Annotated in this window: 25 protein-coding genes and 1 pseudogene; 15 read left to right on the plus strand and 11 right to left on the minus strand. The window is 63.5% G+C overall.

Going from position 1 to position 24384, the window contains the following annotated elements:
- Nucleotides 1-461: 461 nt before the first annotated feature.
- Together SB749_RS08255 and SB749_RS08260 are read right to left on the minus strand one after the other, a co-directional pair.
- On the minus strand, nt 462-758 hold the full coding sequence (locus tag SB749_RS08255) for a nucleotidyltransferase domain-containing protein (protein WP_410709937.1): 297 nt from the start codon (nt 756-758) through the stop codon (nt 462-464).
- Between the two features lie 514 nt (nt 759-1272).
- Nucleotides 1273-2478, minus strand: coding sequence for a hypothetical protein (locus SB749_RS08260; protein WP_410709938.1), 1206 nt, complete (start codon nt 2476-2478; stop codon nt 1273-1275).
- Nucleotides 2479-3014: 536 nt separating this feature from the next.
- Here SB749_RS08260 and SB749_RS08265 point away from each other — a divergent pair.
- The 4 genes and pseudogenes from SB749_RS08265 (at nt 3015) to SB749_RS08280 (ending at nt 7897) form a co-directional block, all read left to right on the plus strand.
- Nucleotides 3015-4238, plus strand: a complete 1224-nt coding sequence (locus tag SB749_RS08265) for a zinc-ribbon domain-containing protein (RefSeq protein WP_410709939.1) — start codon at nt 3015-3017, stop codon at nt 4236-4238.
- A gap of 1060 nt (nt 4239-5298) precedes the next feature.
- A pseudogene (locus SB749_RS08270) lies at nt 5299-5385 on the plus strand (metal-sulfur cluster biosynthetic enzyme); the annotation flags it as partial.
- Nucleotides 5386-5600: 215 nt separating this feature from the next.
- A complete protein-coding gene (locus SB749_RS08275; RefSeq protein WP_410709940.1) occupies nt 5601-6302 on the plus strand; it encodes a ribonuclease H in 702 nt (233 codons plus the stop codon).
- Entirely contained in the window at nt 6299-7897 is a 1599-nt protein-coding gene (locus SB749_RS08280) for an ABC-F family ATP-binding cassette domain-containing protein (RefSeq protein WP_410709941.1), read from the plus strand. The genes SB749_RS08275 and SB749_RS08280 overlap by 4 nt, the downstream gene beginning before the upstream one ends.
- Before the next feature lie 51 nt (nt 7898-7948).
- Here the strand turns inward: SB749_RS08280 and SB749_RS08285 are convergent, their stop codons facing one another.
- Genes SB749_RS08285 through SB749_RS08295 form a run of 3 tightly spaced genes read right to left on the minus strand, consistent with a single transcriptional unit; the run spans nt 7949 to nt 9602 of the window.
- Entirely contained in the window at nt 7949-8851 is a 903-nt protein-coding gene (locus SB749_RS08285) for an SURF1 family protein (RefSeq protein ID WP_410709942.1), read from the minus strand.
- On the minus strand, nt 8848-9060 hold the full coding sequence (locus SB749_RS08290) for a hypothetical protein (RefSeq protein ID WP_173152345.1): 213 nt from the start codon (nt 9058-9060) through the stop codon (nt 8848-8850). The genes SB749_RS08285 and SB749_RS08290 overlap by 4 nt, the downstream gene beginning before the upstream one ends.
- A complete protein-coding gene (locus SB749_RS08295; RefSeq protein ID WP_410709943.1) occupies nt 9057-9602 on the minus strand; it encodes a DUF3099 domain-containing protein in 546 nt (181 codons plus the stop codon). The genes SB749_RS08290 and SB749_RS08295 overlap by 4 nt, the downstream gene beginning before the upstream one ends.
- 100 nt (nt 9603-9702) lie before the next feature.
- Between SB749_RS08295 and SB749_RS08300 the strand changes: the two genes are divergently transcribed.
- The 3 genes from SB749_RS08300 (at nt 9703) to SB749_RS08310 (ending at nt 11834) form a co-directional block, all read left to right on the plus strand.
- Nucleotides 9703-10413 carry a beta-ketoacyl-ACP reductase gene (locus SB749_RS08300; protein WP_410709944.1) on the plus strand — a complete coding sequence of 237 codons (711 nt, stop codon included), beginning with the start codon at nt 9703-9705 and terminating at the stop codon, nt 10411-10413.
- Between the two features lie 147 nt (nt 10414-10560).
- A complete protein-coding gene (gene fabI, locus SB749_RS08305; protein WP_101544266.1) occupies nt 10561-11319 on the plus strand; it encodes an enoyl-ACP reductase FabI in 759 nt (252 codons plus the stop codon).
- Nucleotides 11320-11327: 8 nt separating this feature from the next.
- Nucleotides 11328-11834, plus strand: coding sequence for a SixA phosphatase family protein (locus SB749_RS08310; protein WP_172169584.1), 507 nt, complete (start codon nt 11328-11330; stop codon nt 11832-11834).
- Between the two features lie 124 nt (nt 11835-11958).
- On the opposite strand, the gene serB is transcribed toward SB749_RS08310, so the two are convergent.
- Complete coding sequence (serB, locus tag SB749_RS08315; protein WP_410709945.1) at nt 11959-12636, minus strand: phosphoserine phosphatase SerB; 678 nt, start codon at nt 12634-12636, stop codon at nt 11959-11961.
- Nucleotides 12633-13367: a hypothetical protein gene (locus SB749_RS08320; RefSeq protein ID WP_410709946.1), complete on the minus strand. Its 735-nt coding sequence runs from the start codon at nt 13365-13367 to the stop codon at nt 12633-12635. Before SB749_RS08320 ends, serB begins: the two co-directional genes overlap by 4 nt.
- Nucleotides 13368-13411: 44 nt before the next feature.
- On the opposite strand from SB749_RS08320, the gene SB749_RS08325 reads away from it, so the two are divergent.
- Genes SB749_RS08325 through SB749_RS08340 form a run of 4 tightly spaced genes read left to right on the plus strand, consistent with a single transcriptional unit; the run spans nt 13412 to nt 16812 of the window.
- Nucleotides 13412-14197, plus strand: a complete 786-nt coding sequence (locus tag SB749_RS08325; protein WP_410709947.1) for an ABC transporter ATP-binding protein — start codon at nt 13412-13414, stop codon at nt 14195-14197.
- Between the two features lie 2 nt (nt 14198-14199).
- The gene (locus SB749_RS08330; RefSeq protein WP_410709948.1) at nt 14200-15036 is read left to right on the plus strand and encodes a sulfite exporter TauE/SafE family protein; all 837 of its coding nucleotides are present in this window, start codon (nt 14200-14202) and stop codon (nt 15034-15036) included.
- A 30-nt stretch (nt 15037-15066) separates the two neighbouring features.
- The gene (locus SB749_RS08335) at nt 15067-15996 is read left to right on the plus strand and encodes a TrmH family RNA methyltransferase (protein ID WP_410709949.1); all 930 of its coding nucleotides are present in this window, start codon (nt 15067-15069) and stop codon (nt 15994-15996) included.
- A gap of 45 nt (nt 15997-16041) precedes the next feature.
- Complete coding sequence (locus SB749_RS08340; protein WP_410709950.1) at nt 16042-16812, plus strand: phosphatase; 771 nt, start codon at nt 16042-16044, stop codon at nt 16810-16812.
- A 63-nt stretch (nt 16813-16875) separates the two neighbouring features.
- Here SB749_RS08340 and SB749_RS08345 read toward each other — a convergent pair whose 3' ends face one another.
- Entirely contained in the window at nt 16876-17427 is a 552-nt protein-coding gene (locus SB749_RS08345; protein ID WP_410709951.1) for a YbaK/EbsC family protein, read from the minus strand.
- Nucleotides 17428-17604: 177 nt separating this feature from the next.
- Here SB749_RS08345 and SB749_RS08350 point away from each other — a divergent pair, with 177 nt between their 5' ends.
- Nucleotides 17605-17859, plus strand: a complete 255-nt coding sequence (locus tag SB749_RS08350; protein WP_101544255.1) for a type B 50S ribosomal protein L31 — start codon at nt 17605-17607, stop codon at nt 17857-17859.
- Between the two features lie 152 nt (nt 17860-18011).
- Here the strand turns inward: SB749_RS08350 and SB749_RS08355 are convergent, their stop codons facing one another.
- Genes SB749_RS08355 through SB749_RS08365 form a run of 3 tightly spaced genes read right to left on the minus strand, consistent with a single transcriptional unit; the run spans nt 18012 to nt 20035 of the window.
- Nucleotides 18012-18836 (minus strand): PfkB family carbohydrate kinase, encoded by an 825-nt coding sequence (locus tag SB749_RS08355; protein ID WP_410709952.1) that lies wholly within the window; start codon nt 18834-18836, stop codon nt 18012-18014.
- A 45-nt stretch (nt 18837-18881) separates the two neighbouring features.
- The gene (locus SB749_RS08360; protein ID WP_410709953.1) at nt 18882-19346 is read right to left on the minus strand and encodes a tRNA (cytidine(34)-2'-O)-methyltransferase; all 465 of its coding nucleotides are present in this window, start codon (nt 19344-19346) and stop codon (nt 18882-18884) included.
- A 20-nt stretch (nt 19347-19366) separates the two neighbouring features.
- Complete coding sequence (locus tag SB749_RS08365) at nt 19367-20035, minus strand: class I SAM-dependent methyltransferase (RefSeq protein WP_410709954.1); 669 nt, start codon at nt 20033-20035, stop codon at nt 19367-19369.
- Nucleotides 20036-20282: 247 nt separating this feature from the next.
- Here SB749_RS08365 and SB749_RS08370 point away from each other — a divergent pair, with 247 nt between their 5' ends.
- From SB749_RS08370 to SB749_RS08380, 3 genes are read left to right on the plus strand one after another with little or no spacing between them, the layout of a single operon-like run.
- Nucleotides 20283-21938 (plus strand): HNH endonuclease, encoded by a 1656-nt coding sequence (locus SB749_RS08370; protein ID WP_410709955.1) that lies wholly within the window; start codon nt 20283-20285, stop codon nt 21936-21938.
- A gap of 39 nt (nt 21939-21977) precedes the next feature.
- Entirely contained in the window at nt 21978-22748 is a 771-nt protein-coding gene (locus SB749_RS08375) for a porin (protein WP_410709956.1), read from the plus strand.
- Nucleotides 22738-24363 carry a DNA polymerase Y family protein gene (locus tag SB749_RS08380; RefSeq protein WP_410709957.1) on the plus strand — a complete coding sequence of 542 codons (1626 nt, stop codon included), beginning with the start codon at nt 22738-22740 and terminating at the stop codon, nt 24361-24363. The genes SB749_RS08375 and SB749_RS08380 overlap by 11 nt, the downstream gene beginning before the upstream one ends.
- The last annotated feature ends 21 nt before the right edge of the window (nt 24364-24384 follow it).

The raw sequence follows: 24384 nt of genomic DNA on the forward strand, positions 1-24384 counted from the left end.
AGAACATGCTCCAGGCGCTAGAAAAGTCGTAAATTCGGCTGTCAGCGGTGGGTAACTAAAGTTGTGCAACTCAGGTCCTACAAGAAGGAATAGCTACGTGTCGCACCCGCCAGTACTCACCGAACAGCTCCGCTGACTACCGTTGACTAACGAGTGTGTCTCTTACTGCCGGAACTTATGAACCCAGCCCGGGAGGTGGCGAAGATGCGAAGAGCAATCAGCCGCCCCAACCGCAATTCGAAAAGCAAGTCCAGCGAATTGGACAGATCGGGACCTAGGAAGTGTCTTCTTTATCAGCGCGGTACTCGACAGCTCGGATCCCTAACGTGCTAAGTGCAGCAGTCACAGTGCCATCATCGAAGATGATCTTGCACCCGTCGGAGAGCACCCTGGCCGTACCCACATCGACAGGGAGACCGGCCCACGCAGGTGTACTTACGCCGAACTCCACCACCAAACCGTCATCGAGGCGCACTCGCCGCTCGTGCATCCCGCTCGTGCATCGGCCCCCACTGCTCGTGCCGGATGATCTGTCCGCCGGGGGTGATGCTATCGATGAACGCAAGGCTGGCGAGGTGCCGATCTGCTTGGTCGCTGAGAATGACCAAATCCACGTCGCTGTCTATCTGCGGCTTCCCGTAGGCGTAGGAACCGACAAGAATTAGTGAGCATACGTCCGGACTGGCCTCTGCCCACTGAGATGCACGATGCGTGACTTCATCCACTGCACGCCGACGCGCGCGAAACCTGGCACCCACGTCGTCAATCCTAGGACTGTTATCTGTATTCGCGCGGCTACGTCAGATTGTGCGTTCGTATTCAGGATGCATGCCCTAACCAATACTCCGCGTCGGACGCATCATAAGTGCTATTACCCCTATGAGTGATGCGACTACCCCGCACCCAAGAGTTACGGCGGTGGGAGCGAAAATGTCAGAGAACGGTCCGAAGATGTTGTTCGTGACGAGGAAAGGGAGTGTCTGTGCAAGCAGAGCAGCTGCATGTATCTGTGATGTAGATTCTTCTGGCGTATCGCGTAAAAGTGCCGCTGCCGATCGAACAGTAAATGTGCCGGCACCGAACCCGGCGACCACTGCAAAGAGCGAATCTAGCCAGAGGTGATAGGGCATATCTCCTTTATCGACGGAGCCACGTCAGGATCGCGCTGATCACGACGGCCGCCCGATAGGTTACGGCGACTCACTGTGTATTCTCGATGTCGCGATGTGGACGAACGCGAAGTACGACCACACGACATTTCGGTGAGGGAATTCAACGACCGCGGGTATGCGGACGTATCCACACAATTGACCCCGATGAGTAGTACCGCCAATGGCCCCTAACGTCATGCTTGGAATGCGGTGAGCCAGTGACAGACTGCGTCGGCGGAGTGACCTGTGCGATCCGACTGGCCCCGTTCCACCACTGTGCATTTTCGAATCGGTAGATCGCTGACATTCCTTCAGCGTCGATCATCTGATTAAGCAGTATCTCTTCGTCCCTGGACGCGTGTGATTTCGTTAATGCCTCGATATTCGAGAACATGCTTGCGAGTACGGCGAACGTAGATTGTTCGGCCGGGCCTAGCTTTTCAACCCTTGTTGACGAGTATATCGATCGCTTGACCTCCACCGTCATGGCTCGTCCAGCCTCATTCATTGGGGTCCATTTCACAACTAGGCCGGACGGCAACGTGCGGGCGAAACCATGTCGAGCCACCGTGGCGGATCCAAGTCGAACAGGGCGTTCTAGTACTAAATCCCACATGTTATGTCTCGACAGTCCCATAGCTAAGTAGATCGCGTCGAGGCTCAGAGAACTTCTTCGACTTTGGTCTATGCTGCGCTGCAGTTCAGCAACTTCTTCAGTTCGAACAACCACGGCCGCACGCCCTCCAACGCCAATTGGTTGGAGTTCTATCGGACGCGCCGAGGGCGAGTCGTCGGTGGTGAACGCATCGAGAACCCGCGAAGCGAGTTCTGTCTCTTCGAGAAACTCGAGCGCGAAGATTGGTGCATCCCAATCGACTGGCCGGCCCGATAGTTCTTTCTTTGCGCATGTCGCGACGATGGCACGCACGATCGCTGAGTCTCGTTCCGGCGATCTGGCAGGACCCGACTCAACTACCCAAGCCACGACTTCGTCGCCAGGCACCCCCGCCGCGCGAAGAAGGCCTCTCACTGCGGCCGTGTCTACACACTCACGATAGAGCTTGATCACTGCAAGTCGGACATAGACCGGTAGGCTGATCCCGGGATTTCGGCTAAGGATTCGCACCAGTGATCCGAAACTAGACAGGCCGAACATGTTGACGTGCTTTGTGATAGTTCTCTGGGCCGACCAGTCGGGGTGGTCGTCGATGATTCTGTGCAGCCAATTCGTAACAACCTGGTAGGTACGCTTCTTGGAACCCGTGAGCGCAAGCTGATAGTCATCCAGCACCTCTGCATCGGGCTTCGCCGGAGCTTCTTCGAACACCGCCAGTCCTCCCATGTGCTTTTGGGCTCATGATGGCATGTTAGACGATGCCTGCTGCCTCCTGCTTCAACAATGTCCACTTGAACGAGACGCCCACGCCTATTGGTTACGCGTGGGCGTCCAGGTCTTAGAAGCCCGGTCTCAGAAGTCGGAGTGCCAGATAGGATTTGTCGAGACAAACGATAGTCGTTTTGATCCCGATGCATTGATGAAAGCTCGGTTACCTGCGGTACAAACTAAATGGCGAGATTCTTGCTGCAAATAGCGTAGACAACCAGTGCCTAACTGGAGTGTACTCCGAGCCTTCTTGATTTGCCTTCGATCGACACGGCCGACCGACATGCTTCTGTCCCGTTGGCCTTGTATGCCCACGAACCGAGCCGATTGTGTCAGGACTGTTCGCTAGTGTCCTTAACGAGCAGGACCGTGCAGGCTCTTATAGTTCTCGGTCCGATGGATCTTAACTCTGGTGTGATTCGGGCTGGCGGACGGTGAGGTCCCCAGCACACGCCGCACAAGGTGAGAGGCAATGAGGAATGACCGTGATTGAAGACAGCAGCGAACGAGTCCACCGCTCCGGCAAGTGGGAGGGCTTCGCCTTCGACAGCATCCACGAAGTTGATCATCCGCACCTTGTCGCCCAGACCCGTGACGGGATCCCTGGTCTGGTCGACATCTCGGCCCGCGACCTCTTCGGCGTCGATTCGTGGTTCGCCCTGAAACAGAGCACGCGGGAAGCCGCGCGCCGAACCTTTGAAGACGGAGGTCAACCGGCTCAGTCTTTCGACCGATGGATCAGTGAAGGATGGCAGCTGGAGCGAAACCGCGGACATCGGATGCTCGCCTCCCATCAGTACCGGATCTGTGATGGCTACGTTGACCCCAAGGGGGACAAGCGCAATTTTCTGGCCCCCGACTGCTGGATGCGAGAGAACGGGGACCCTGCCACCTACCTGACCAGCTACTCCGATGTGGTACTTATACGCTGTCGGAAGCATGGTCCCTGCGCCATTCCTGTTCGTACCCTCATGCAATTTGGCAGCAGGTGTTGGACGTGCTTGCAGGCAGATAACTCCGGACGAAAGAGCAAATTTCTGAACGTCGACAATTCTCGTCTCTCATCGCAATTCTCCGAACTCAATCTCGGACTGCGCCCCGACATGTTCCGGGCCACGTCCAAGTTCGACATCATTTGGGAGTGCCCAGTCTGTGCCAACCGCTGGTGCATCCCTATCGATCTGCGCAGCCGTAACAACAGAAGCAATTGCCCTTCTTGCCAGTCCAACACGTCAAAGTCAGAAATCACGTTGTGGTTGGCCCTGAAACAACTACTGCCGGGTATCGAGGTGCGCCACGGAGAAGGAGTGACTGGATATTCCGCCTCGGACGTGACGATTCCGGGACATCGCATCATCGTGGAGTACGACGGTGACCTGCATGCCAAGAAAGGCGACTCGGAACTTCGCAAGGACCGCGCCACCTACCATCTGGGTTGGAAGACCATTCGCCTGCGTATGATCGGCCTGCCGCCAGTGTTGCACCAGAAGGTGCGGAGCGTGGAAACGCCGCGCAGCGGCAAAATTCATGCCACTCTGCCCAATCTACTTCGGGCCCTGATCGAGTGGGGTGTGCCCGTCCCTCCGGAATCCCTGGAGGCTGATCACTTCGCCCTGACCCAGGGACTGCAAGACGAGGCGTCCGGTCTGCTTGAACGCATGAGCCACCGTCGCAAGAACGCGGGTAGAAAGCGCTCCGCCTGAATCGCGTGTTCGATTGTGCCCGCATGGTTTCGCTGTGCGGGCAACAGAAAGGGATCATCTAAGATCCGCTATACCGATGAATACTCCATCATGGCTGTATCCATCGCCGTTAATGCCCGCGAACGCGCTCAGCTCATCATCGCTCCTTACGAGAGCGGGTTCGTCTCGCGCCGAGGGCACGGTTTCGGTATTCTGTCTCGTGTAACGCCCCGGTGACCATTCGGGCCTCACGGCCTGGACTCCCGGGGCGACAGTCTTCTCGAGGGAAGGTCCGGCGCGAACAATCGCGACGACGAACCGGACGCAAGACCGGAGTCGTGCCACCGGCACCTGGTGCGCCGTCGCTACCAGAAGTTCGAGACTCTCGATCATCGCTTCGTCACGAGGGCCGTGGAGCCGCTTCGGGCCGGTCTCGCGTCTAATCGAAGATCGCCAGTTCGACCTGGGCTCGCGTCCGGTCGAAAGGGGCATTTCACGAGTTGATCAGGGCGAGATAACGGCAATAGTCTCGACTGGAACGCGGCGACGGGCAGATGGCTCTCTTCCCAGCAACGTGAGGAGCGAACCAGTCGCTTACGCGCATGTCCAGGATGGGGCAACTCTGGGACCGTCGATGGAGTCGGCCATCGACGCGAAGGCGATCCGTTTCGTGAAGAAGGCTGCGCCGAGGTACTTGAAGAAGGTTGGATCCGTCGGCGACGACCTCGAACGAGTACTGCTCGCACGCGTTGCTCGACACGCATCGCAAGCACTTCGGCCAAAGCGTCTGCGTCTAGTCTCTGCAGCGTCCTGATGCACATGTGTGGACGAGGTGCACACCGAATCACGTCGTAGCTACGTTCGAGAATTCACTTCGGCATGAGTGTGTTGAAGCAGCATCTGCAAGACCAGCTTCGTGCCTGCGAGCACCCTTCAGCATCCTCCATCCTCCGCCCGATCCTCACTCAAATAGTGTCCGGTCATTGTGCGGGGTTTTGTGCGTGAAACGGCGTGAAAGTGTTAGGCATGAATCGTATAAGGCCTGGTCAAGATGCGTTTCCACGAAGAGGGTAGGCTTCACAACTGGGTCTGGATGCCGCCATGGGGTCCGGAGAAGATCACCGAGGACGGCCGCGAACAGATGCGCGCCCTCGGATTCAATATCTGATCCGACACCGACGACGTTCGGTTGTCCGCGTCCCTCGGGAACGCAGACGAACACCATCGCCGAGGCGGGGCGACCTGAGAAGGTCAGCCCCGCCTCGGCGATTGTCGTCCGATCCGGCCTTCGTCGCTGGGCAGGGTCGCGGAGATCACCGCCCCGCGGACCGAGAACCAGGCAGCGGCGTGAAAGAATGGAATCCGACTTTCCAAGGAGAACCATTGACGATCATCGCTGCCGCAGACGGATCAGCGCTCGGCAATCCCGGACCGGCCGGGTGGGCCTGGTACATTGACGACACCTCCTGGCACGCCGGTGGGTGGAAGAACGCGACGAACAACCGCGGTGAGCTCATGGCCGTCCTCGACCTGCTCCGGTCGACCGCGGACAGCGACGACGAGCTGAAGATATACTGTGATTCGCAGTACGTCATCAACGCCCTGACCAAATGGATGCCGGGGTGGAAACGCAAAGGGTGGAAGAAAGCCGATGGAAAAGAAGTCCTCAACAAGGACCTCTTAGCGTCTCTCGATGAGGCACTGAACGGGCGGACGGTCGAGTTCGAGTGGGTCAAGGGACACAACCACCACGAACTCAATGAGGCCGCCGACGTTCGCGCCCGCGCGGCAGCCACCGCCTTCCAGAAGGGCACGCCCGTGCCGGAAGGCCCCGGATACGTCCCCGCGGGGACGTCGACCACGACAGCCGACGATGATCAGGCAGACAACCCGACGGAACCTGTTGCTCAGGACGACGTTTCCGTCGAGCCCGTGACCACAGCGGCCGGGCCGGACTCCACTGTCGTGTCCTGCCGTGTGCCGTCCTCAGTCGCAGATGAACTCGTCGCCCGGGCCCAGGCCCGCGGCATCCACCCCCAAGAATTTCTGGCCGAGCTCATCGGCCGCAGTTTGGAGACAGAATGATTCAGGCCTCCGGCCTCGAAGTCGCCGTCGGCGCCCGCACCCTCATGTCCGAGGTGTCCTTCCGCGTCGACAAGGGCGACCGGGTCGGTCTCGTCGGTCGCAACGGCGCCGGCAAGACGACTCTGACCAAGGTGATCATGGGCGGACACCCGGCTCAATCCGGATCCGTGTCGATCTCCGGCACCGTCGGCTATCTGCCGCAGGATCCGCGCAGCGGCGACCTCACTGCCACCGGAATGGAACGCATCCTCTCGGTGCGCGACCTCGACGTCCTCGTCAAGCGTCTGCGCAAGGCCGAACGGCAGATGGCCTCACCGGACGAGAAGGTGGCGACGAAGGCCATCGACCGCTACCCGCGCATCGAAGCGGAGTTCATCGCCGCCGGCGGCTATGCCGCCGAATCCGAAGCCTTCGCCATCGCCGCGAACCTCGGCCTCGACGAAGCACTGATCAGCCAGGAGATCGGGACGCTCTCCGGCGGTCAGCGCCGCCGTGTGGAGCTCGCCCGGATCCTGTTCTCGGCTCCGGATACGATGATCCTCGACGAGCCGACGAACCACCTCGACGCCGAATCCGTGCTGTGGCTGCGCGACCACCTCAAGGCCTACTCCGGTGGTCTGATCATCATCAGCCACGACCTCGATCTCATCGACGAAGTGGTCAACAAGGTCTTCTTCCTCGACGCCACCCGTCAGACCATCGACATCTATTCGATGGGCTACCGGCTCTATCTCAAACAGCGTGAGGACGACGAGCGGCGTCGCCGCCGCGAACGTGCCAACGCCGAGAAGAAGGCCGCTGCGCTCAACGCCCAGGCGAACAAGATGATGGCGAAGGCGACGAAGACCGTCGCCGCCCAGCAGATGGCCAAGCGCGCCGACCGGCTGCTCGCCGGGCTCGAGGACGAACGCGCCACGGAGAAGGTCGCGAATCTGCGCTTCCCGGCTCCGGCCGACTGCGGACGTGTGCCGCTGACAGCCGAAGGGCTTTCTCGCAGCTTCGGTTCGACGGAGGTGTTCACCGGTGTCGATCTCGCAATCGACAAGGGCACACGAGTCGTCGTACTCGGCTACAACGGTGCCGGCAAGACGACGCTGCTGCGTCTGCTCGCCGGACTCGACGAACCCGACTACGGAGAAGTCGTGCCCGGACACGGCCTCAAGCTCGGCTACTATGCGCAGGAGCATGAGACCCTCGACCTCGAGCGCACAGTGCTGGAGAACATGTCGCGGAACTCCCCGCACCTCGATGACACCGCGGTGCGCAACGTGCTCGGTTCGTTCCTCTTCAGCGGCGACGATGTACACAAACCCGCCGGGGTCCTCTCCGGAGGCGAGAAGACACGTCTGGCACTGGCGACCCTCGTGGTCTCGAGCGCGAATGTGCTGCTGCTCGACGAGCCGACGAACAACCTCGATCCGGCCTCCCGCGAGGAGATCCTCTCGGCGATCCGCCGTTACGAAGGCGCGATCGTGCTCGTCACCCACGATGAGGGTGCGGTGTCCGCGCTCGATCCCGACCGTGTGCTCCTGCTGCCCGACGGCGACGAGGATCTGTGGAACGACACGTACCTCGACCTCGTCACGCTCGCCTGAGCCGGCTCATCGCACTCGGTTGAGCCGGTCGGCCTGACTCGGCTGATCGGCTCACTGAGAGCGGAAGCGCTCCTCGAACAGGGCATCCTCATCGGCTTCGGCCTGCCCGCGCACGGTGGGCGATGCCCAGCGGTTGCGGCCATAGCGGCTGCCGGGCTGACTGATCTTCGCACCCGCGTCGAGGGCGGCCTTGTCGATGACGACCATTTCGTTCTCGGCAGAGCCGTGGTCGACCGCCTCGGCGGCGGCTTTGCGTTCCCGACGGGCCGAGATGACCACGGCGATGATGATCATGATCCCGAACGCGAACCACTGGAGCATATAGGACAGGTGGTTGCCCGGATCGAGCTCGGGCATCGGCATCGGGGTCAGCCCTTCTTCCGGGGAGCCGCCCGTCTCGGCCGGTGAGGCCTCGACGTAGACATGCGAATAGGCATCGTCCATACCGGGAATCCGTGCGGGATCGATGGCCTTGATGAGTCCCTTCGGGTTCTCATCCTCGGACCCGTCCTGAGCGGGACGCAGATGAGCGACCACGGTCTGCTCACCCTGGGGAGCCGGCGGCACGGAATCCTGTTCGGCGGTGAAGCCGCGGACGACGGCAATCGTCGAACCGCCGCTGATCTCGAACGGAGTCACCACATAGAAGCCGGGCTTGTCTTCGACCGTGCGGTTGCGTGCGAGGACGGTGTCCTCGTCGGAGAACTCTCCGCTCAGCTCCACCTGTGTCCACTCATCGGCGGTCTCCAGCGTCGAATTCGGTGTCGAGAGCACCGAGGCGATGTCGACGGGGTCGGCGGAGTAGTTCGCGGTGATCGTCGCGATCTCCTGCTCCCGCTGGTCGCGGCGGTCCTTCTGCCACAGGGCGAGGAACACGCAGGCGATGATGACGATGATCGCCATGGCGATGTATTTGAGCCAGCGTGCGGAGAAGAGGAAGGAATAGCGGCTCAACCTGCGTCCTCCGGAATCTCGTCGACGGAGACGTCGCTGATGAAGAAGTCGCGCAGAGTCAGGAAGTCACGCAGATAGTCGAGGTGCTCATCACAGGCCAACCACGTCTTCTTCCGTTCGGGAGTGTGGACGCGGGGATTGTTCCACAGCAGGGCGCGGGTCGCGAACGCCCGGCATTCCTTCGCGGAACACTGCAGCTGCTCGCTCAAGCCTGGTCCTTCCTGTCTTGGTCGTTGTCGTCGACGGTCTCACCTTGGACGGTTTCGCCCGGGACCGTGTCGCCCCGGATCGTTTCGCCCCGGATCGTTTCGCTCTGGTGATCCTCGCCTGGATCGGTCGCGTCAGGGGCGCCGCCTCGGGGATCTGCATTGTCGTCCGTCTCGTCATCGATCGTCTCTCCGCCGAGGGTGTCGCCGGAGATCGTCTCACCGCGCGCCGGCGGCAGCTCTGTCAGCGGGGCATGTTCGAGCAGGGCGGAACGATCGTCTCGGGTGCGTTCGCGGCCCGCATTGGCGAAGATCACCGCAGGGTAGGGGAGGACGACCGCACCTGCCACGCAGATCCACATGAGGATGTGTATGTCGGCGACGAAAGCGAAATAGGCGGCCACGAAGCAGACCGTCCTGATGCCCATGGTGATCGAATACTTGATGATCCGAGACCGCATATCGTCATCAAGGGCGGTGTCTGCCGTGGTGATCTGCTGAGCGTGCCTGACCATATCCTTCTTCGATCGATGACTGCCAAACATGATACTCGTCCTTTGTGAGAGTCGTATCCATCGGCCAAAGGACAGGATAGGTTTGTCCACGATAGATTTGAAGAACACAGTCGATCAACAGGAGACCAACGTGTCAGAACCACGCACAGTCCTCGTCACCGGCGGCAACCGCGGAATCGGTCGCACCATCGCCGAGGAATTCCTCGCCCAGGGGGACAAGGTGGCAGTCACCTCCCGCAACGGTCAGGCCCCGGAGGGAGCGCTGGCCGTGGCCGCCGATGTCACCGACAGCGAATCGATCGATCGGGCGTTCACCGAGATCGAGGAGAAGCTCGGTCCCGTCGAGGTCGTCGTGGCCAATGCCGGAATCACCGCCGACAACCTGCTCATGCGGATGAACGATGACGAATTCGAATCCGTCATCAACACGAACCTCACCGGTGCCTTCCGCACCGTCAAGCGCGGAATCACCGGGATGATCCGCGCGAAGAAGGGCCGCATCGTCCTCATCTCCTCGGTGTCGGGTCTCTACGGGGTGCCCGGTCAGGCGAACTACTCCGCGTCGAAGGCCGGTCTCGTCGGCTTCGCCCGTTCCATCACCCGTGAGGTCGGCTCCCGCGGAATCACCGCCAATGTCGTCGCCCCCGGCTTCATCCGCACGGATATGACCGATGAACTCAGCGAGAAGCAGCAGAAGGAATACCTGTCGACGATCCCGGCGAAACGATTCGCCGAACCCGGTGAGGTCGCCAAGGTCGTCCGCTGGATGGCGTCCGACGAAGCCGCGTACATCTCCGGTGCCGTCATCCCCGTCGACGGCGGACTGGGCATGGGCCACTGACCCAGACGGCGCTGGGCCGGCCACCACCGGATCCTGGGCCGCAGACGATGCGGCCCGGCCGGGCCACAGCCCGTAGACTTCGATACAGAGACACCGCCCGAAGCGGCGTCATGCACACGCAACCACCTTCCTTTCGAAAGGACCACCATGGGAATTCTTGACGGAAAGCGCATTCTCGTCACCGGCGTGCTCACCGAGGCGTCGATCGCCTTCGCCGCTGCTCGCATCGCACAGGAGCAGGGAGCCGAGGTCATCCTCTCGAGCTTCGGCCGCCAGATGAAGATCACTCAGGTCATCGCCGAACGCCTGCCCGAGACCCCGCAGGTCATCGAACTCGACGCCACGAACGAAGAGGATCTCGCAGCCCTGCCCGAGCGCCTCGGCGGCAACATCGACGGAATCGTCCACGCCATCGCCTTCGCACCGAAGGACGCCCTCGGCGGAGTCTTCCTCGACACCCCGTGGGACTCCGTATCTGCGGCCATCCACGTCTCCGCATACTCGCTCAAGGCCATTGCTGTGGCCGCGAAGCCCGTGCTGAACAAGGGCGCCGGAATCGTCGGACTGACCTTCGACGCGACCATCTCCTGGCCGGTCTACGACTGGATGGGTGTGGCCAAGGCCGCCTTCGAATCGACCGCCCGCTACCTCGCCAAGTACGTCGGCGAAGACGGAGTGCGCGTCAATCTCGTCTCGGCCGGACCGCTGAAGACCACCGCCGCAACCTCCATCCCCGGCTTCGGCACGCTCGAAGACATGTGGGGCGACCGCGCACCCCTGGGCTGGGATCAGAAGGACACCACTCCTGCCGGCAAGGCCATCGTCGCCCTGCTCTCCGACTGGTTCCCCGCCACCACCGGCGAGATGATCCACGTCGACGGCGGATTCCACTCGACCGGCGCCTGAGACAGCTCATGCCTGTGCTCATCCTCGCCCGCCACGCCAAGGCGGAAGCGCACGGTCCGACCGACTTCGAACGGTCACTGGATGCGAAGGGTCTGGCTCAAGCGGTCGAGGCCGGTGCCGAGATCGCCGAGCGCTGGTCACCCGATGTGGCCATCGCCTCGGCGGCCAGGCGCACCGTGCAGACCGGACAGGCTGTCGTCGAAGCCGTCAACCGTGCTCACGGAGGAACCCTCGACGAACCGGGTGACCTGACCCTGCGCGAGGATCCCTCGCTGTACTCCGGGTCCGTCGACGACTGGCTGGATGCGATCAACTCGATCCCCGCGGATGCGCAGTGCGCGTATATCGTGGGCCACCAGCCGACCGTCGCCGAGGTGGTCGGCCACCTCAATCCGGAAGGCGGGGTTCCCGACACGTTCCGTCCCTCGTCGATCGCGGTCTTCGACCTCGAGAGCTGGGACGTGGAGCCGGGACACTACCCGGCCCCGCAGATCCGGGTCTTCCACGGAGTCTGAACGCTCCGCCCGACCGACGCGATCTAAGACGCCTGTGGCGCTGACGAGACATTCGTCAGCGCCACAGGCGTCTTCGGTCAGTCAGCGGTCAATGGCACAGGTGCCACACCGTCCGAGGGATCGCTCACACGTCCGCACGGGCAGCGACGAGGTCGATGACGGCTCGCAGGTCGCGTGTCTCCACGGATGCGTCCGCCGCGGCCACAAGGGCCGGCTTCGCACAGAAGGCGACTCCCAGACCGGCGGCTTCGATCATGCCGATGTCATTGGCGCCGTCACCGATCGCCACCGAGGCGGCACGATCGTATCCGCCGGCAGCGAGCAGATCCTCGAAGATCTCGGCCTTGGCGCTCGGGTCGATGACACGGCCGTTCGTCCGTCCGGTCAACAGCCCGTCAGCGATGTCGAGACCGTTGGCGAAGACGTCGGTGATACCCAGCTGTGCGGCGACGGGAGCGATGATGGCGGTGAAGCCGCCGGAGACCAGCGCCACCTGGCCGCCGGAGGAGTGCACGGCCGAGACCAGGTCGGCGGCCCCCTCGGTGAGGGTGATCTGCTCTCGCACCTCATCGAGCACGGTCTCCGGCAGCCCGCTCAGCAGGGCGACCCGTTCGGCCAGGGATTCGGCGAAGTCGAGCTCACCGGCCATGGCACGTTCGGTGATGTCGGCGACCTTGTCTCCGACTCCGGCATGGGCGGCGATGAGGTCGATGACCTCTTCGTTGATGAACGTCGAATCGACGTCCATGACGAGCAGTTGGACGGGGATCTGGGAGGCGGTGGCCTGAGGCGTCTCATTCACCCCTTCATCGTAGCCACCGCCATGATGTAGTCCGCGGCGGCGGGGTGCAGTTGAGACAGCAACGCACCGAACTCGGGTGGGGCGACCGTCGCAGGGGCGAGCACCGTGCGCATCCGGTGGTGGATGTCGAGGGCGGCGTAGATCGCGCGAGAATCCGCCTCGGTGGGGATGAGCCGGGAGATCGGATGCATCGTCGACAGCTCCTCCTGCCAGTCACGCCACGGCCCCTGCCTCCAGTCCTCGGGGACGTCGATGGTCTCGACGAGGCGCAGGCCCTCCATCACCAGCAGGCGCAGACGCCGCAGCGCCTCGGGGGCGGACCCGACCGTGACGGGGCGGAAGACGGTGGGCGCACAGGCGATGATCTCCACGTTCGCCTCGGCGCCGATGAGGGCGATCGCCGCCTGCTCATCGCCGCGATGAAGGACGACGGGCGCGGTGTGGCGTCCGACCTTCGTCCGGGCGGTGCGATCGACCGGGGGAGTCGTATGCGGCAGGGACGGGTGGTGCAGTGCCAAGCGGGCATGAGTGATTCCGGCGGCGTCCGCCTCGGCTGCGAAAAGCAGCAGACCGGTGGGAACGACCGAGTCGAAGACCTCATCGGAGACGATGAGAGGAACATCACGATCATCGTCGAGGAAGGCAGAGGTCACCTCGTCAGGGGGCAGGGTCGAGCGCAGACGGTGGTTGAGGGCCAGGGTCAGCAGCAGTGAGTCGGTCGTGAGGTCCATGTCGAACCAGGATAGACGGCTCGTCTGCGATAGAGTCTGAAGATATGAGTGAAGTCCTGAATCTGGATTCTGTGTCCGTGCGCCGGGGGACGAATTTCCTCCTCGACGATTTCTCGCTGACCGTCGCCGAAGGCGAGCATTGGGCAGTGCTCGGACCCAATGGTGCGGGCAAGACGACCCTGCTCGAAATCGCGGCCGGTCGCATGCATCCGACGACGGGAACGGTCAACATCCTCGAGGAGCAGCTCGGCCGCGTCGATGTGTTCGAACTGCGTCCGCGCATCGGGTATGCCTCGACGATTCTGGCCAACCGCATTCCGAGTTCCGAAGCGGTCCTCGACACCGTGCTCACCGCCGCCTACGGCGTCACCGGACGCTGGGTGGAGGAGTACGAGCAGGACGATATCGAGCGTGCCCACGATCTGCTGGCCGCGTTCCACATCACTCACTTGGCCGATCGCAGCTTCGGCACGCTGTCCGAGGGCGAGCGCAAGCGTGTGCAGATCGCGCGTGCGCTCATGACCGACCCCGAGCTGCTGCTGCTCGACGAGCCGGCGTCCGGACTCGACTTCGGTGGGCGTGAGGAGCTGCTCGGCGCACTCTCGGAGATCCTCTCGTCGAAGTGGGCGCCGGCCACGATCATGGTCACCCATCATGTCGAGGAGATCCCGGAGGGCATCACGCATGTGCTGCTGCTGTCCGAGGGCACCGATCTGGCCGCCGGTCCGATCGAGGAGACCCTGACGGCGGAGAACCTCGCGGCGACCTTCGGCATCGACGTCAAGCTCACCCGGGACGGTCAGCGCTACCACGCACGTTCCGCCCTCTGAGCATGGAGTTCCTGGCGCACCTGAGCCTCGAACCGTGGCAGATCGGCCTCGTCATCGTCGCCGGAATCGCGGCAGGAGGCATCAACGCCGTCGTCGGCTCCGGAACGCTCATCACTTTCCCTGCGCTCGTCGCCTTCGGAGTGCCGCCGGTGGTGTCGACGATGAGCAACGCCGTCGGTCTCATCCCCGGCAATATCGCCTCCTCGTTCGGATACCGCGAAGAGCTGCGAGGGCAGTGGAAACGGATTCTCGGATACGTTCCCGCCTCTCTGCTCGGGTCGCTGACCGGTGCGTATCTGCTGCTGCACCTGCCCGAGGACGCATTCGAGACGATCGTGCCGGTCCTCCTCGTCGTGGCCTTGATCATGGTGGTCGGCCAGCCGTACCTCTCCCGGTATCTGAAGAACCGGTCCCTGCGCCGGGCCGAGGCCGCCGGCGTCGAGCATCGGGCCGCCGAGGCGGGGGATCGCCTGTCCACGGGCCGGTACATCGCCGTGCTCATCGTCGTCTTCCTCACCGCAATCTACGGCGGCTACTTCGCCGCCGCCCAGGGCATCATCCTCATCGCCCTGCTCGGTCTGCTGCTGCCCGATGATCTGCAGCGACTCAACGGGCTGAAGAACGTCCTCGTCCTCGTCGTCAATACGGTCTCGGCGAGCACGTACATCATCGTCGGTCACGACCGGATCAACTGGATCGCCGTTGTCTGCATCGCCATCGGCTCACTCATCGGCGGGTACTTCGGTGCCCGTATCGGGCGGAAGTTCTCGCCCGTGCTGCTGCGCGCCGTCATCGTGGCCCTCGGACTCGTCGCGATCTGGAGGATCCTCACGCTGTGAACGGAATTCCGCTGTGAAGGGAAGCGCGCTGTGAACACTCCCGCCAAGGCACCCTTGACCCGGCAGCAGGTCATCGATCGGTCCGCTGAGCTCGAGATCGCCGTCGAGCGTCTGCGCTTCTTCGACGAGGCGGACCTGACTGCTGGGAGCCAGGTCGATGATTCCAGCGATGCCCTGCACGGGCGTCTCGAGGGCATGCGCGACTACACGCAGCTGACCGATGTCGCCCTGCGCAGCGTCCGCGAACCCGCCGAGGGGCTGTTCATCGCCGAATCCTCGAAGATCATCCGCCGCGCTCATGCCGCCGACCTCTCACCTCGGTCGTTCCTCACCAGCCCGAAATGGCTGTTCGACCTGGCCGACATCATCTCCGAGAGCGATGTGCCGATCTTCATCGGCACGGATGCCGCAGTGGAGTCCCTGACCGGATTCCACCTCCACCGAGGAGCGCTGGCGGCCATGGGCCGACCCGCTCCGGCTCCGGTCGCCTCCTTGATCGCCGATGCCAGGCGACTCGTCGTCATCGAAGACATCGTCGACCATACGAACGTCGGCGCCATCTTCCGCTCTGCCGCCGCATTCGGCGCCGATGCCGTACTCGTGACCCCGCGCTGTGCCGATCCGCTCTATCGCCGATCGATCCGCGTGTCGATGGGCACGGTATTCCAGGTGCCGTGGACTCGCATCGAATCCTGGCCAGACGGGATCGCAGAGCTCCAGGAAGCCGGGTTCCATGTCGCGGCACTGGCACTCGATGATGAATCGGTGAGCCTGCGCCAGTTCGCCGCCACCGCACCGGAACGTACGGCCGTGGTCTTTGGCACCGAAGGCGACGGACTGAAGAGATCGACGATCTCCGCCTGCGACTCGACCGTGATGATCCCCATGAGCGGGGGAGTGGACTCCCTCAACGTCGCGGCCGCCTCGGCGGTGACCTGCTTCGCCCTGCAGGAAGATTGAGCTGTTCCAGTGCCCTATTCCCCGCAAGCTACAGAGAGGACCCCAGTGGACCGCAGCACCCTAGCCCTTGCTCTTGAAGCCGGACGGATCACCGGGGAGGTCGCCACACCGAGAGAGAACAACCTCTCGCACATCTACCGGTTCCTCGACCAGGAACGCCAATTCGACTTCGGAGTCGAGCTCACCCGTGACTGGGACTACGACGCGGTGTTCGCGCTCATGGTCGAGCGCTGTGGCCTGCGGCCCGATCCCGATTTCGTCGAAGGCGTGGACACGATTTCCACCGATCGGTGCATCGACGCTCTGGAGAGCCTCGCCGAGGTCATCGGCGAGGTCGCGCGCGCCGGAGGCCAGATCCTCTTCGCCACCGGCCACCCAGCCGGACTCCTGCCCGTGCATATGGCAATTGCCGCCGCGGCGAAAGACGCCGGCGCCGTCATCGACACCCGTGATCATTTCATCCCGGTTCCGGAGATCGGCGGGGACGTCAGACAGATCAACAACGTGTGGACCTGGCACCTGCACGGCGGCAGTCCACACACGCACCTGGCCGAACCCATGCATGCGCTGCTCGATGATATCGCCGCCCGCGGCGGACCAGCCCCCGACCTCGTCGTCGCCGACCACGGGTGGGCCGGAGCCGCCTCGAGCAGAGGACTGCGAACGATCGGCTATGCCGACTGCAACGACCCGGCCCTCTTCGTTGCCGAGGCGCAAGGGCAGATCGAAGCGACCATCCCACTCGACGACGACGTCGTGCCCAACCTCTACGCCCCGCTCATCGACTACGTCATCGAACGAGCGGGACTGAGCTAACGGACGCAATAGGACTGACGGGCGGCACCCAACCGACGCATGGTGCCGGCTTGAGCGCCACGGTCAGCCGATCTCGTTCGCGAGGTCCTCGATCACCTCGGCGCCGGGCAGGGACGCGAGAGTGGAACCGGAGAGAAGCAGCTTTGAACCGCGGATACCGGAACCGATGATGAGTTCGTCGGCCTCGGCGACGCGGGAGTCGATGAGCACCCGATAATTCTCCGGCAGGCCGATCGGACCGATGCCGCCGTACTCCATCCCAGATTCGTTCACAGCGCGTTCGAGCGGCAGGAACGAGGCCTTGCGGACATCGAGGAGCTTCTTGACCCGCTTGTTGACGTCGGCGCGGGTGTTCGCCAGCACCATGCAGGCGGCGATCCGCTCCTCACCACCCCGCGACCCGGCGACGAGAACGCAGTTCGCCGAAGTGGCCGGAGGCAGATCCGTCGCATCGAGGAGAGCAGCGGTATCGGCGATCTGCGGATCGATGTCGAAGACGTCGACATCGCCGGAGACCGTGGACAATGCGGCGGCCGTCGATTCGGCCATGAGTTCGGGGGCGGTGGCGGCGGGTCGGAGGGTGAACTGAGTGGAGAGGCGTTCCTTCGTGGTCATGGCCACAGTTTAGGAGATCCGTGTCGAATCGCTTTGTCCGGGCTCATCAGTTAGAATCGATTGTCGCTCTGTGTCCGGTTCCTACGGTTCGGAGCGTGTCCAGCAGACGAATTCGGGCACTGGCAGATGAGTTCAACTCATATCAGGCGCCTGAAAGAATTCAGCAGAGGTAAGAAAATGAAGAAGGACATCCACCCGGAATACGCGCCGATCGTGTTCAACGACCTGGCTTCCGGCACCAAGTTCCTCACCCGCTCCACCGCCAAGAGCGAGAAGACCATCGAGTGGGAAGACGGCAACACCTACCCCGTGATCGACGTCGAGATCTCGTCCGCTTCGCACCCGTTCTACACGGGCAAGCAGCGCATCCTCGACTCCGCCGGCCGCGTGGAGAAGTTCAAGGACCGCTACAAGGGCTTCGGCAAGCGCTGATCTCGGGCGTTTCCAACAGCTTCATACAGATCGCCCCGCACACCGGAATGGTGTGCGGGGCGATCTGCTGTCTGCAGGTCGACTGACTCTGCTGCGACGTCCCGACCGTGACTGGCTGCGTCCCCGCGGGGACGCAGCCGAAGCACCGATGATCAGTCGACGGTGACTGAGACCTCGAGCGAGGGGCTCACCCGTGCCGCCGGATGGTAGAGCGAGGCGACGCCGGTGGCATTGTCGAGGCAGTTCGCGATTCCGTGAGCGACCTTCTCCTTGGCGGAGACGACGGCGTCCTTGATGTCGAGACCGGTGGCGATTCCTGCCGCGATCGAGGAGGCGAAGGAGCATCCTGCACCATTGACGAGCTTGTTGTTGACCTTGCGCGAGCGCAGAGTCGTCACGGTCTCACCGTCGAAGAGGATGTCGATGGCATCGTCCCCGGCGAGGCGGGCTCCGCCCTTGACGACGACGTTCTTCGCGCCCTGCCCGTGGATGATCTTCGCGGCCTCGATCATGCCCTCGACGGAGTCGATGGGTTCGACCCCGGCCAGTGTCGCGGCCTCTTCGAGGTTCGGGGTGACGACGGTGGCCAGAGGCACGAGGTTCTCGACGAAGAGATCCTTGAGATCGACCATAGTGCCTGCGCCCTTGCACACGAGCACAGGATCGAAGACGTACGGCAGATCATTGGTCTTCAGCTCTTCGGCGAGGACCAGTGCCGAGTCGACGGAGCCGAGCATTCCAGACTTGATGGCGGTGAACTCGTGCACGGCCAGCGTCGATTCGAGCTGACGGGTGACGACCTCGGGCTCGATGAACTCGAGGACGTGGGCGAACCCGTCATTGGGATCGAAAGTGACGATGCAGGTGACGACGGCAGTGCCGAAGGCCCCGTATTCGTCGAACATCTTCAGATCGGCTTCGAGTCCGGCTCCTCCGGAGACATCGGATCCGGCGACAGTGAGCACCTTGGCGGTCATAGTGGTCCTTTCAGGTAAAGCGTTCGCGAAGAAGTCTACGCGGGTTCATGCCCCTGCGTAGCCGTGCTGACGCCAGGCTTCGTAGATGGCGATGGATGCCGAGTTCGCCAAGTTGAGCGAACGGCGTGCCGGCAGCATCGGAATCCGCACCGTCATATCCACATGCTCGTCGTTGACGACTTCGTCGGGCAGTCCCGTCGACTCGCGCCCGAAGAGGAGGACATCACCGTCTTGGTAGTCCACCTCGGCGAAGGAATTGTCCGTATGCGTGCTGAACGCGATCACCCGACGTTCACCGAGGTGGCCCCAGAGTTCGTCGATCGAACGATGGACGGTGACATGGGCGAGGTCGTGATAGTCGAGACCGGCTCGGCGCAGCTTCGCGTCGGAGAGGTCGAAGCCGAGGGGCTCGACGAGATGCAGATGAGCTCCGGTGACCGCGGCGAGCCGAATGGCGTTTCCGGTGTTGCCGGGGATCTCGGGAGTGTGGAAGACGATGTCGATGTTCATATCACCTTCATCTTCTCACCTCAGAGGCCGGCCTTACGAACGAGGAGGTACCCCTGCCTGGTCGCCTCCGGGAAGCGACCGATTCGGTCGGGTTCGCGTTCGAGGCGGGTGGCAGGAATGAAGCCGTGCGGTTCGAGCGCGGTGAGCACGTCAGCGATCGAGCGGCGGTGGAAGTCGAGATCGACGTCGAAGCCGGCGAGATCGGAGAAATGATCGACCCGGTCCCCGAGCTGGAACGCCAGCTGGAACCAGCCGCCCGGGCGAAGGACACGGGCCGCCTCGGCGAAGGCGAGGACAAGCTCGTCGTCCGGGACATGGATCGTCGAGTACCAGGCAACGAGACCGGAGAAGGACTCATCGGCATAGGGCAGGGCGGTCATCGACCCGACGTCGAACTGATGAGTCGGATAGAGGCCCTGAGCGAGTTCGAGCATGGCCGGGGAGAGGTCGAGTCCGCGCGGTTGAAGTCCGAGGGCGGCGAGGAATGTCGTGATGCGACCGGGTCCGCAGCCCATGTCGAGGACCTCCGCTGACCCGGTGCCGAGGACGAGCTCGGAGAAGGCCCCGAGGACGGCACGGTCGTGCGGTTTGGCGGTGAGTTCATCGGCGACCCAGTCCGTGTAGGTCCGGGCGATCGCATCATAGGAATCACGCGTGGCCGCTTCGCGGGTGCGGGCTTCGTCAGTCATGACGTCACCCTACCCGTCGGCGCTGACACGGCAGGTAAGGGCAAGTTCGGCCGTCGGCCAGACGCATATGGCTGAGTCCGGCCATCTGCAGAAACGAAACTCAATCGAATCTCGGCCATGATCGATTGCTGCAGACTGTCTTCGCTCGAATTCTCGTGTCAGTGCCGAATCCTAGAGTGGAGGCACGGTTGGTGGTCATGGGGATCGCCGGACCGGAGGGCCGACGAGGCCGCGGGAGGGGAGCACCATGAGAGACGATGAGCCGATTGCAGCGGAGGCGGCCGACCTCGAAGGGCTGAGCGTCGATCCGAAGGACTATGGAGGAGCTGACGCCGATGTGGACCCCAGCACCCTCACCTGTGAGCAGATCGTGACGGATATCCGGCGCAACATCTCATGCATCTCCTTCTGCCATGCCCGCGTCATCACCCTCATCGACGAGGTCGAGAGGCGAGGATTGTGGGCTGAGTGGGTCGGGGTGAAGACCCTGACCGAGTGGGTGATGCATGTGGCGTCGGTGAGCATGCACACGGCTCGCGAGTATGTGCGCGTGATGAGGGCGCTGCGGGAGATGCCGAAGGTGAAGAAGAGTCTGGCGGGCGGTGATGTCAGCTTCTCAAAGGTGAGGGAAGTGACCCGGCTGGGTGAGCGGATCGGTGACGATGAGGCACTGCGTCTGGCCACCCTTGCCACCGGCAGCCAGATCAGCCGGATCTCGCAGAACTACCAGCAGCTGGCCGACAAGATCGACAACGGCCCGTTCCCGCTGTACCTGGCTCAGGACAGTGTGAGCATGCGTCAGGTGGCACCCGGTCGGACCCGGATCACGATCGAACTCGAGGAGGACGATGCCGCAGAGATCGCCGCGATGCTCGACGCCGCCCGCCAGGTTCTCGAGCGTCCCGTCCATGACGGCGGTTCCGATGAGGAGAGGGCTGCGGGCGAAGGCGGCACAGTGGACGAGGCTCCTAATGAGCCGGTCTCCCAGGTCATGTGCCTGATGGAGATCATCCACGCCTTCCCCCGTGCCGAGCCCGCGGGTTCGATCGACGCCGATCGTGCCCGGCTGCTCGTCCATGCCTCCGCCGAGGTGATCACTCGCAGCGGCGCCACGGTGGAAGCCGCGCCCGCGTTCAAGCCCCCTCTGCTCAGTATCCCCGCAAGGCCGGCAGCCGACGCAGGCGTCCCCGCGGGGATGAAAGGCGAAACGAACCGTCCGGCGGAAGAGGGGATTGAGCCGGCCCGTCCGGCAGGAGTCGAGGGAAACGTCCCCGCGGGGACGTCGAGCGGACGCGCGGATACGACCTGTCGGATCGAAGGGTTCGGCGGAATCACTGCGGCGACGGCAGAGCGCCTGAGCTGTGAGGCGCTGATCAGCGGGGCGATCAAGGATGCCGGAGGCGACGTCCTCATGCTCGGGCGCTCGAAGCGTCTGGTGAGCAGACGACAGCGAATGGCGCTGAGTGTGCGTGATGTCTGCTGCCAATTCCCCGGCTGCCGCGCCCGCAGGCGATGCGATGCGCACCATATCCGTCCCTGGTCACAGGGTGGGAGGACCGATTTGGACAATCTCATCCTGCTCTGTCGTCGGCATCACACCGTGGTGCACAAATATCAGCTGCGCATCGAACGCACCGGAGCGGACTTCGCTGGAGCGATGCGCGGTCCCGCCGCCTTTGCCTTCTACCTGCCCGACGGCTCCCAGCTGCTTCCTCTGGAAAGCCGGGTGAGGGGGCGGATGATGTTCAATACGGCGGTTCGTGTTGCCGAGGTCAAGCAGATCACGAAAGCGGCCGATCCCGGCACGGTCGGCGGTGGTTACGGCTTTGACCTCGGCCTCTGTGTCGCATGGATGTTCGAAGCCGGATGGCGACACGCCCGGGAAGGCAAAGCTGTTGTCTGAATCTTGCCAATTTAGAACACCAGTTCGATAATGGATGTCATGTCAGCAGCACCGGTCATCGAACAGCTCAGTCGGGAGACGGGGATCTCCACGGCTGCGGCGCTGTTCGACAAGATCCCACCACATCCGGTGGATCCTGTGCTCTCTCCGCTGTTCCGTCGCGGCGGTCTGCCGCGTGGGGAACTCGTCACCGTCACCGGTGAGCTGTCGCTGAGCTGCGGTCTGGCGACGATCGCTGCGGCGACCCGGGAGCAGAAGTGGTGTGCCGGCATCGGGCTCGGCGAACCGTCCGTGTCCTCGATCGCCGACCTCGGTGTCGATCTCGACCATTTCGTCAACCTCGCGACCCCCGGCGAGGACTGGCTGCGGGTGGCGTCGATCCTCATCGAATCCTTCGACATCATCCTCGTCGACCCCGGCTTCGCCCCGAGCGCTTCGGAACGGGCCCGACTCCTGGCGAAGATCCGGGAGCGACGAATGAGCCTCATCAGCCTCCGACCTCTTTCCGGCAGCACGGAACAGATCGAGATCACCGACACCCGCTGGTCGGGTGCCGAACACGGTCGCGGACGTCTGCAGTCCTGCCTCGTCCGTGCCCGTTCACAGACGGGAACCCACCGGTTCCTGCTGCCCGGGCCGTCCGGGACTCCCGCCAGCGTCCCCGCGGGGACGCTGGAAGCGGTGGCAGACAGTGGAGCGTCCATCGCCTCGACAACGGGCCTGGGCGCAGATCCGGCCACGGACACGACCGACGATCCTCGGTGGTCGACGATCACACAGCTGCGGCAGGTGATCAGCCATGTCGGATGAGTCCGGCCGCACCCTCGTGCTCACCGTTCCCGACTGGCCGGCGGTGGCCGCAGCGGTCGAGCACGACATCGCACCGGGCCGCCCTGTCGCGGTCCTCCACGCCGGCAAGGTCATCGCCGCCGATGCTCCGGCCCGTGCCGCCGGAATCGCCGCCGGGAACAACAAACGCGCCGTGGGATACCGCTGTCCGGAAGCTCACATCGCAGTCTGGGACGAAGAGGCCGACAACCGTCATTTCAGTGCCGGAGTCGGTGCCCTCGACAACCTCGTCGCACGGTTCACCCTGCTCAGCCCGGGAACATTGGCAATCCCTCTCGACTCGCTCAGACACGGCTACGCCGACGAAGCCGATGCGGTCGAGACACTGGTCTCAGCACTCGTCGATGACACCGGATGGGAGTTCTTCCCCGGGATCGCCGACACCGTCTTCGCCGCGGTCCTCGCCGCCGGGCAGGCGCGCCGCGTCGAACCCGGACAGACCGTGGACTTCCTCTCCGCCCAGCCGATCACCACCCTGGAATACGCCGGCGCCGAGGCGACCGCGCTGATCGAGGTCTTCCTGCAGCTGGGGCTGCGCACCCTCGGTGACCTCGCCCGCCTTGCGACCACAGACGTCAACGCACGCTTCGGCGCCTTCGGTCGGCATCTGCACGACCTGGCCTCCGGGCGGGCAGGAGCCCCGCTCGCCGATCATGTCCGCGGCGAACAGCTCGACGTCGAACTCGATCTCGATGCCCCGACGACCCGCAGCGACACCCTCGGCTTCCTCGCCCGCCAGCTCGGTGCCGACCTGCTGGCCAAGGTGCGCAGACAGGGGCTGGTCTGCACCCAGATCACGATCGAACTCGATGCCGCGGGCGGCCAGTCCTCGTCTCGGACCTGGCGGATCGAGGACATGCAGGAGAATGCGATCGCCGACCGCCTGCGGTGGCAGGCCGAAGGCTGGCTGGCGGGAGCGGGCCGGGGTTCGCCTCCGGGACAGAATCCCCGCACGGCACAGGCTGACCCGCAGGAACTCGACATCGTCGACGAGCCGGCGCCCGACGCCGAGGACTTCGCCGACGACGGCATCATCGCGCTGCGCCTCATCGCGGCCGAACTGACCACCCCGATCGGTGCCACACGCAGCCTGTTCGACGAGAACACCGGGCAGATCACCCATACGCTCGAGCGTCTGCAGGGACTGTTCGGCCCAGATGCCGTCCTGGTTCCGGGCATCCAAGGCGGGTGGGATCCTGCCGAGACGAACCTGTGGACCCCGTGGCAGCAGGCGGCCGTTCCCGAACGCAGCCCTGCCGCTCCCTGGCCCGGTGCTCTGCACGCACCCCGTCCGACGACCGTCGAACACTCCGCCGTCGACGTGCTCGCCGCGGACGGCTCACCGGTGGAGGCACGCCCCTCGGGTCTGGGCGCGGCCCCGGCGACGATCAGATTCCCCACCGGGCAGACCGAGGCCATCACCGACTACTCCGGTTCCTGGCCCATCGAATCCGGGTGGTGGGACCCGAACCGAGCCGTCTACCGCACCCGGCTGCAGGTGGTCACCGATGCCGGCCGTGCCCTTCTGCTGAGCAAAGAGCGCGGTCAGTGGTACCTCACCGGCCGTTACCGCTGACCGGCAACCTGCTGACCAACG

Source organism: Brevibacterium sp. SIMBA_078 (assembly GCF_046534565.1).
In the GTDB taxonomy this organism is placed as follows: domain Bacteria; phylum Actinomycetota; class Actinomycetes; order Actinomycetales; family Brevibacteriaceae; genus Brevibacterium.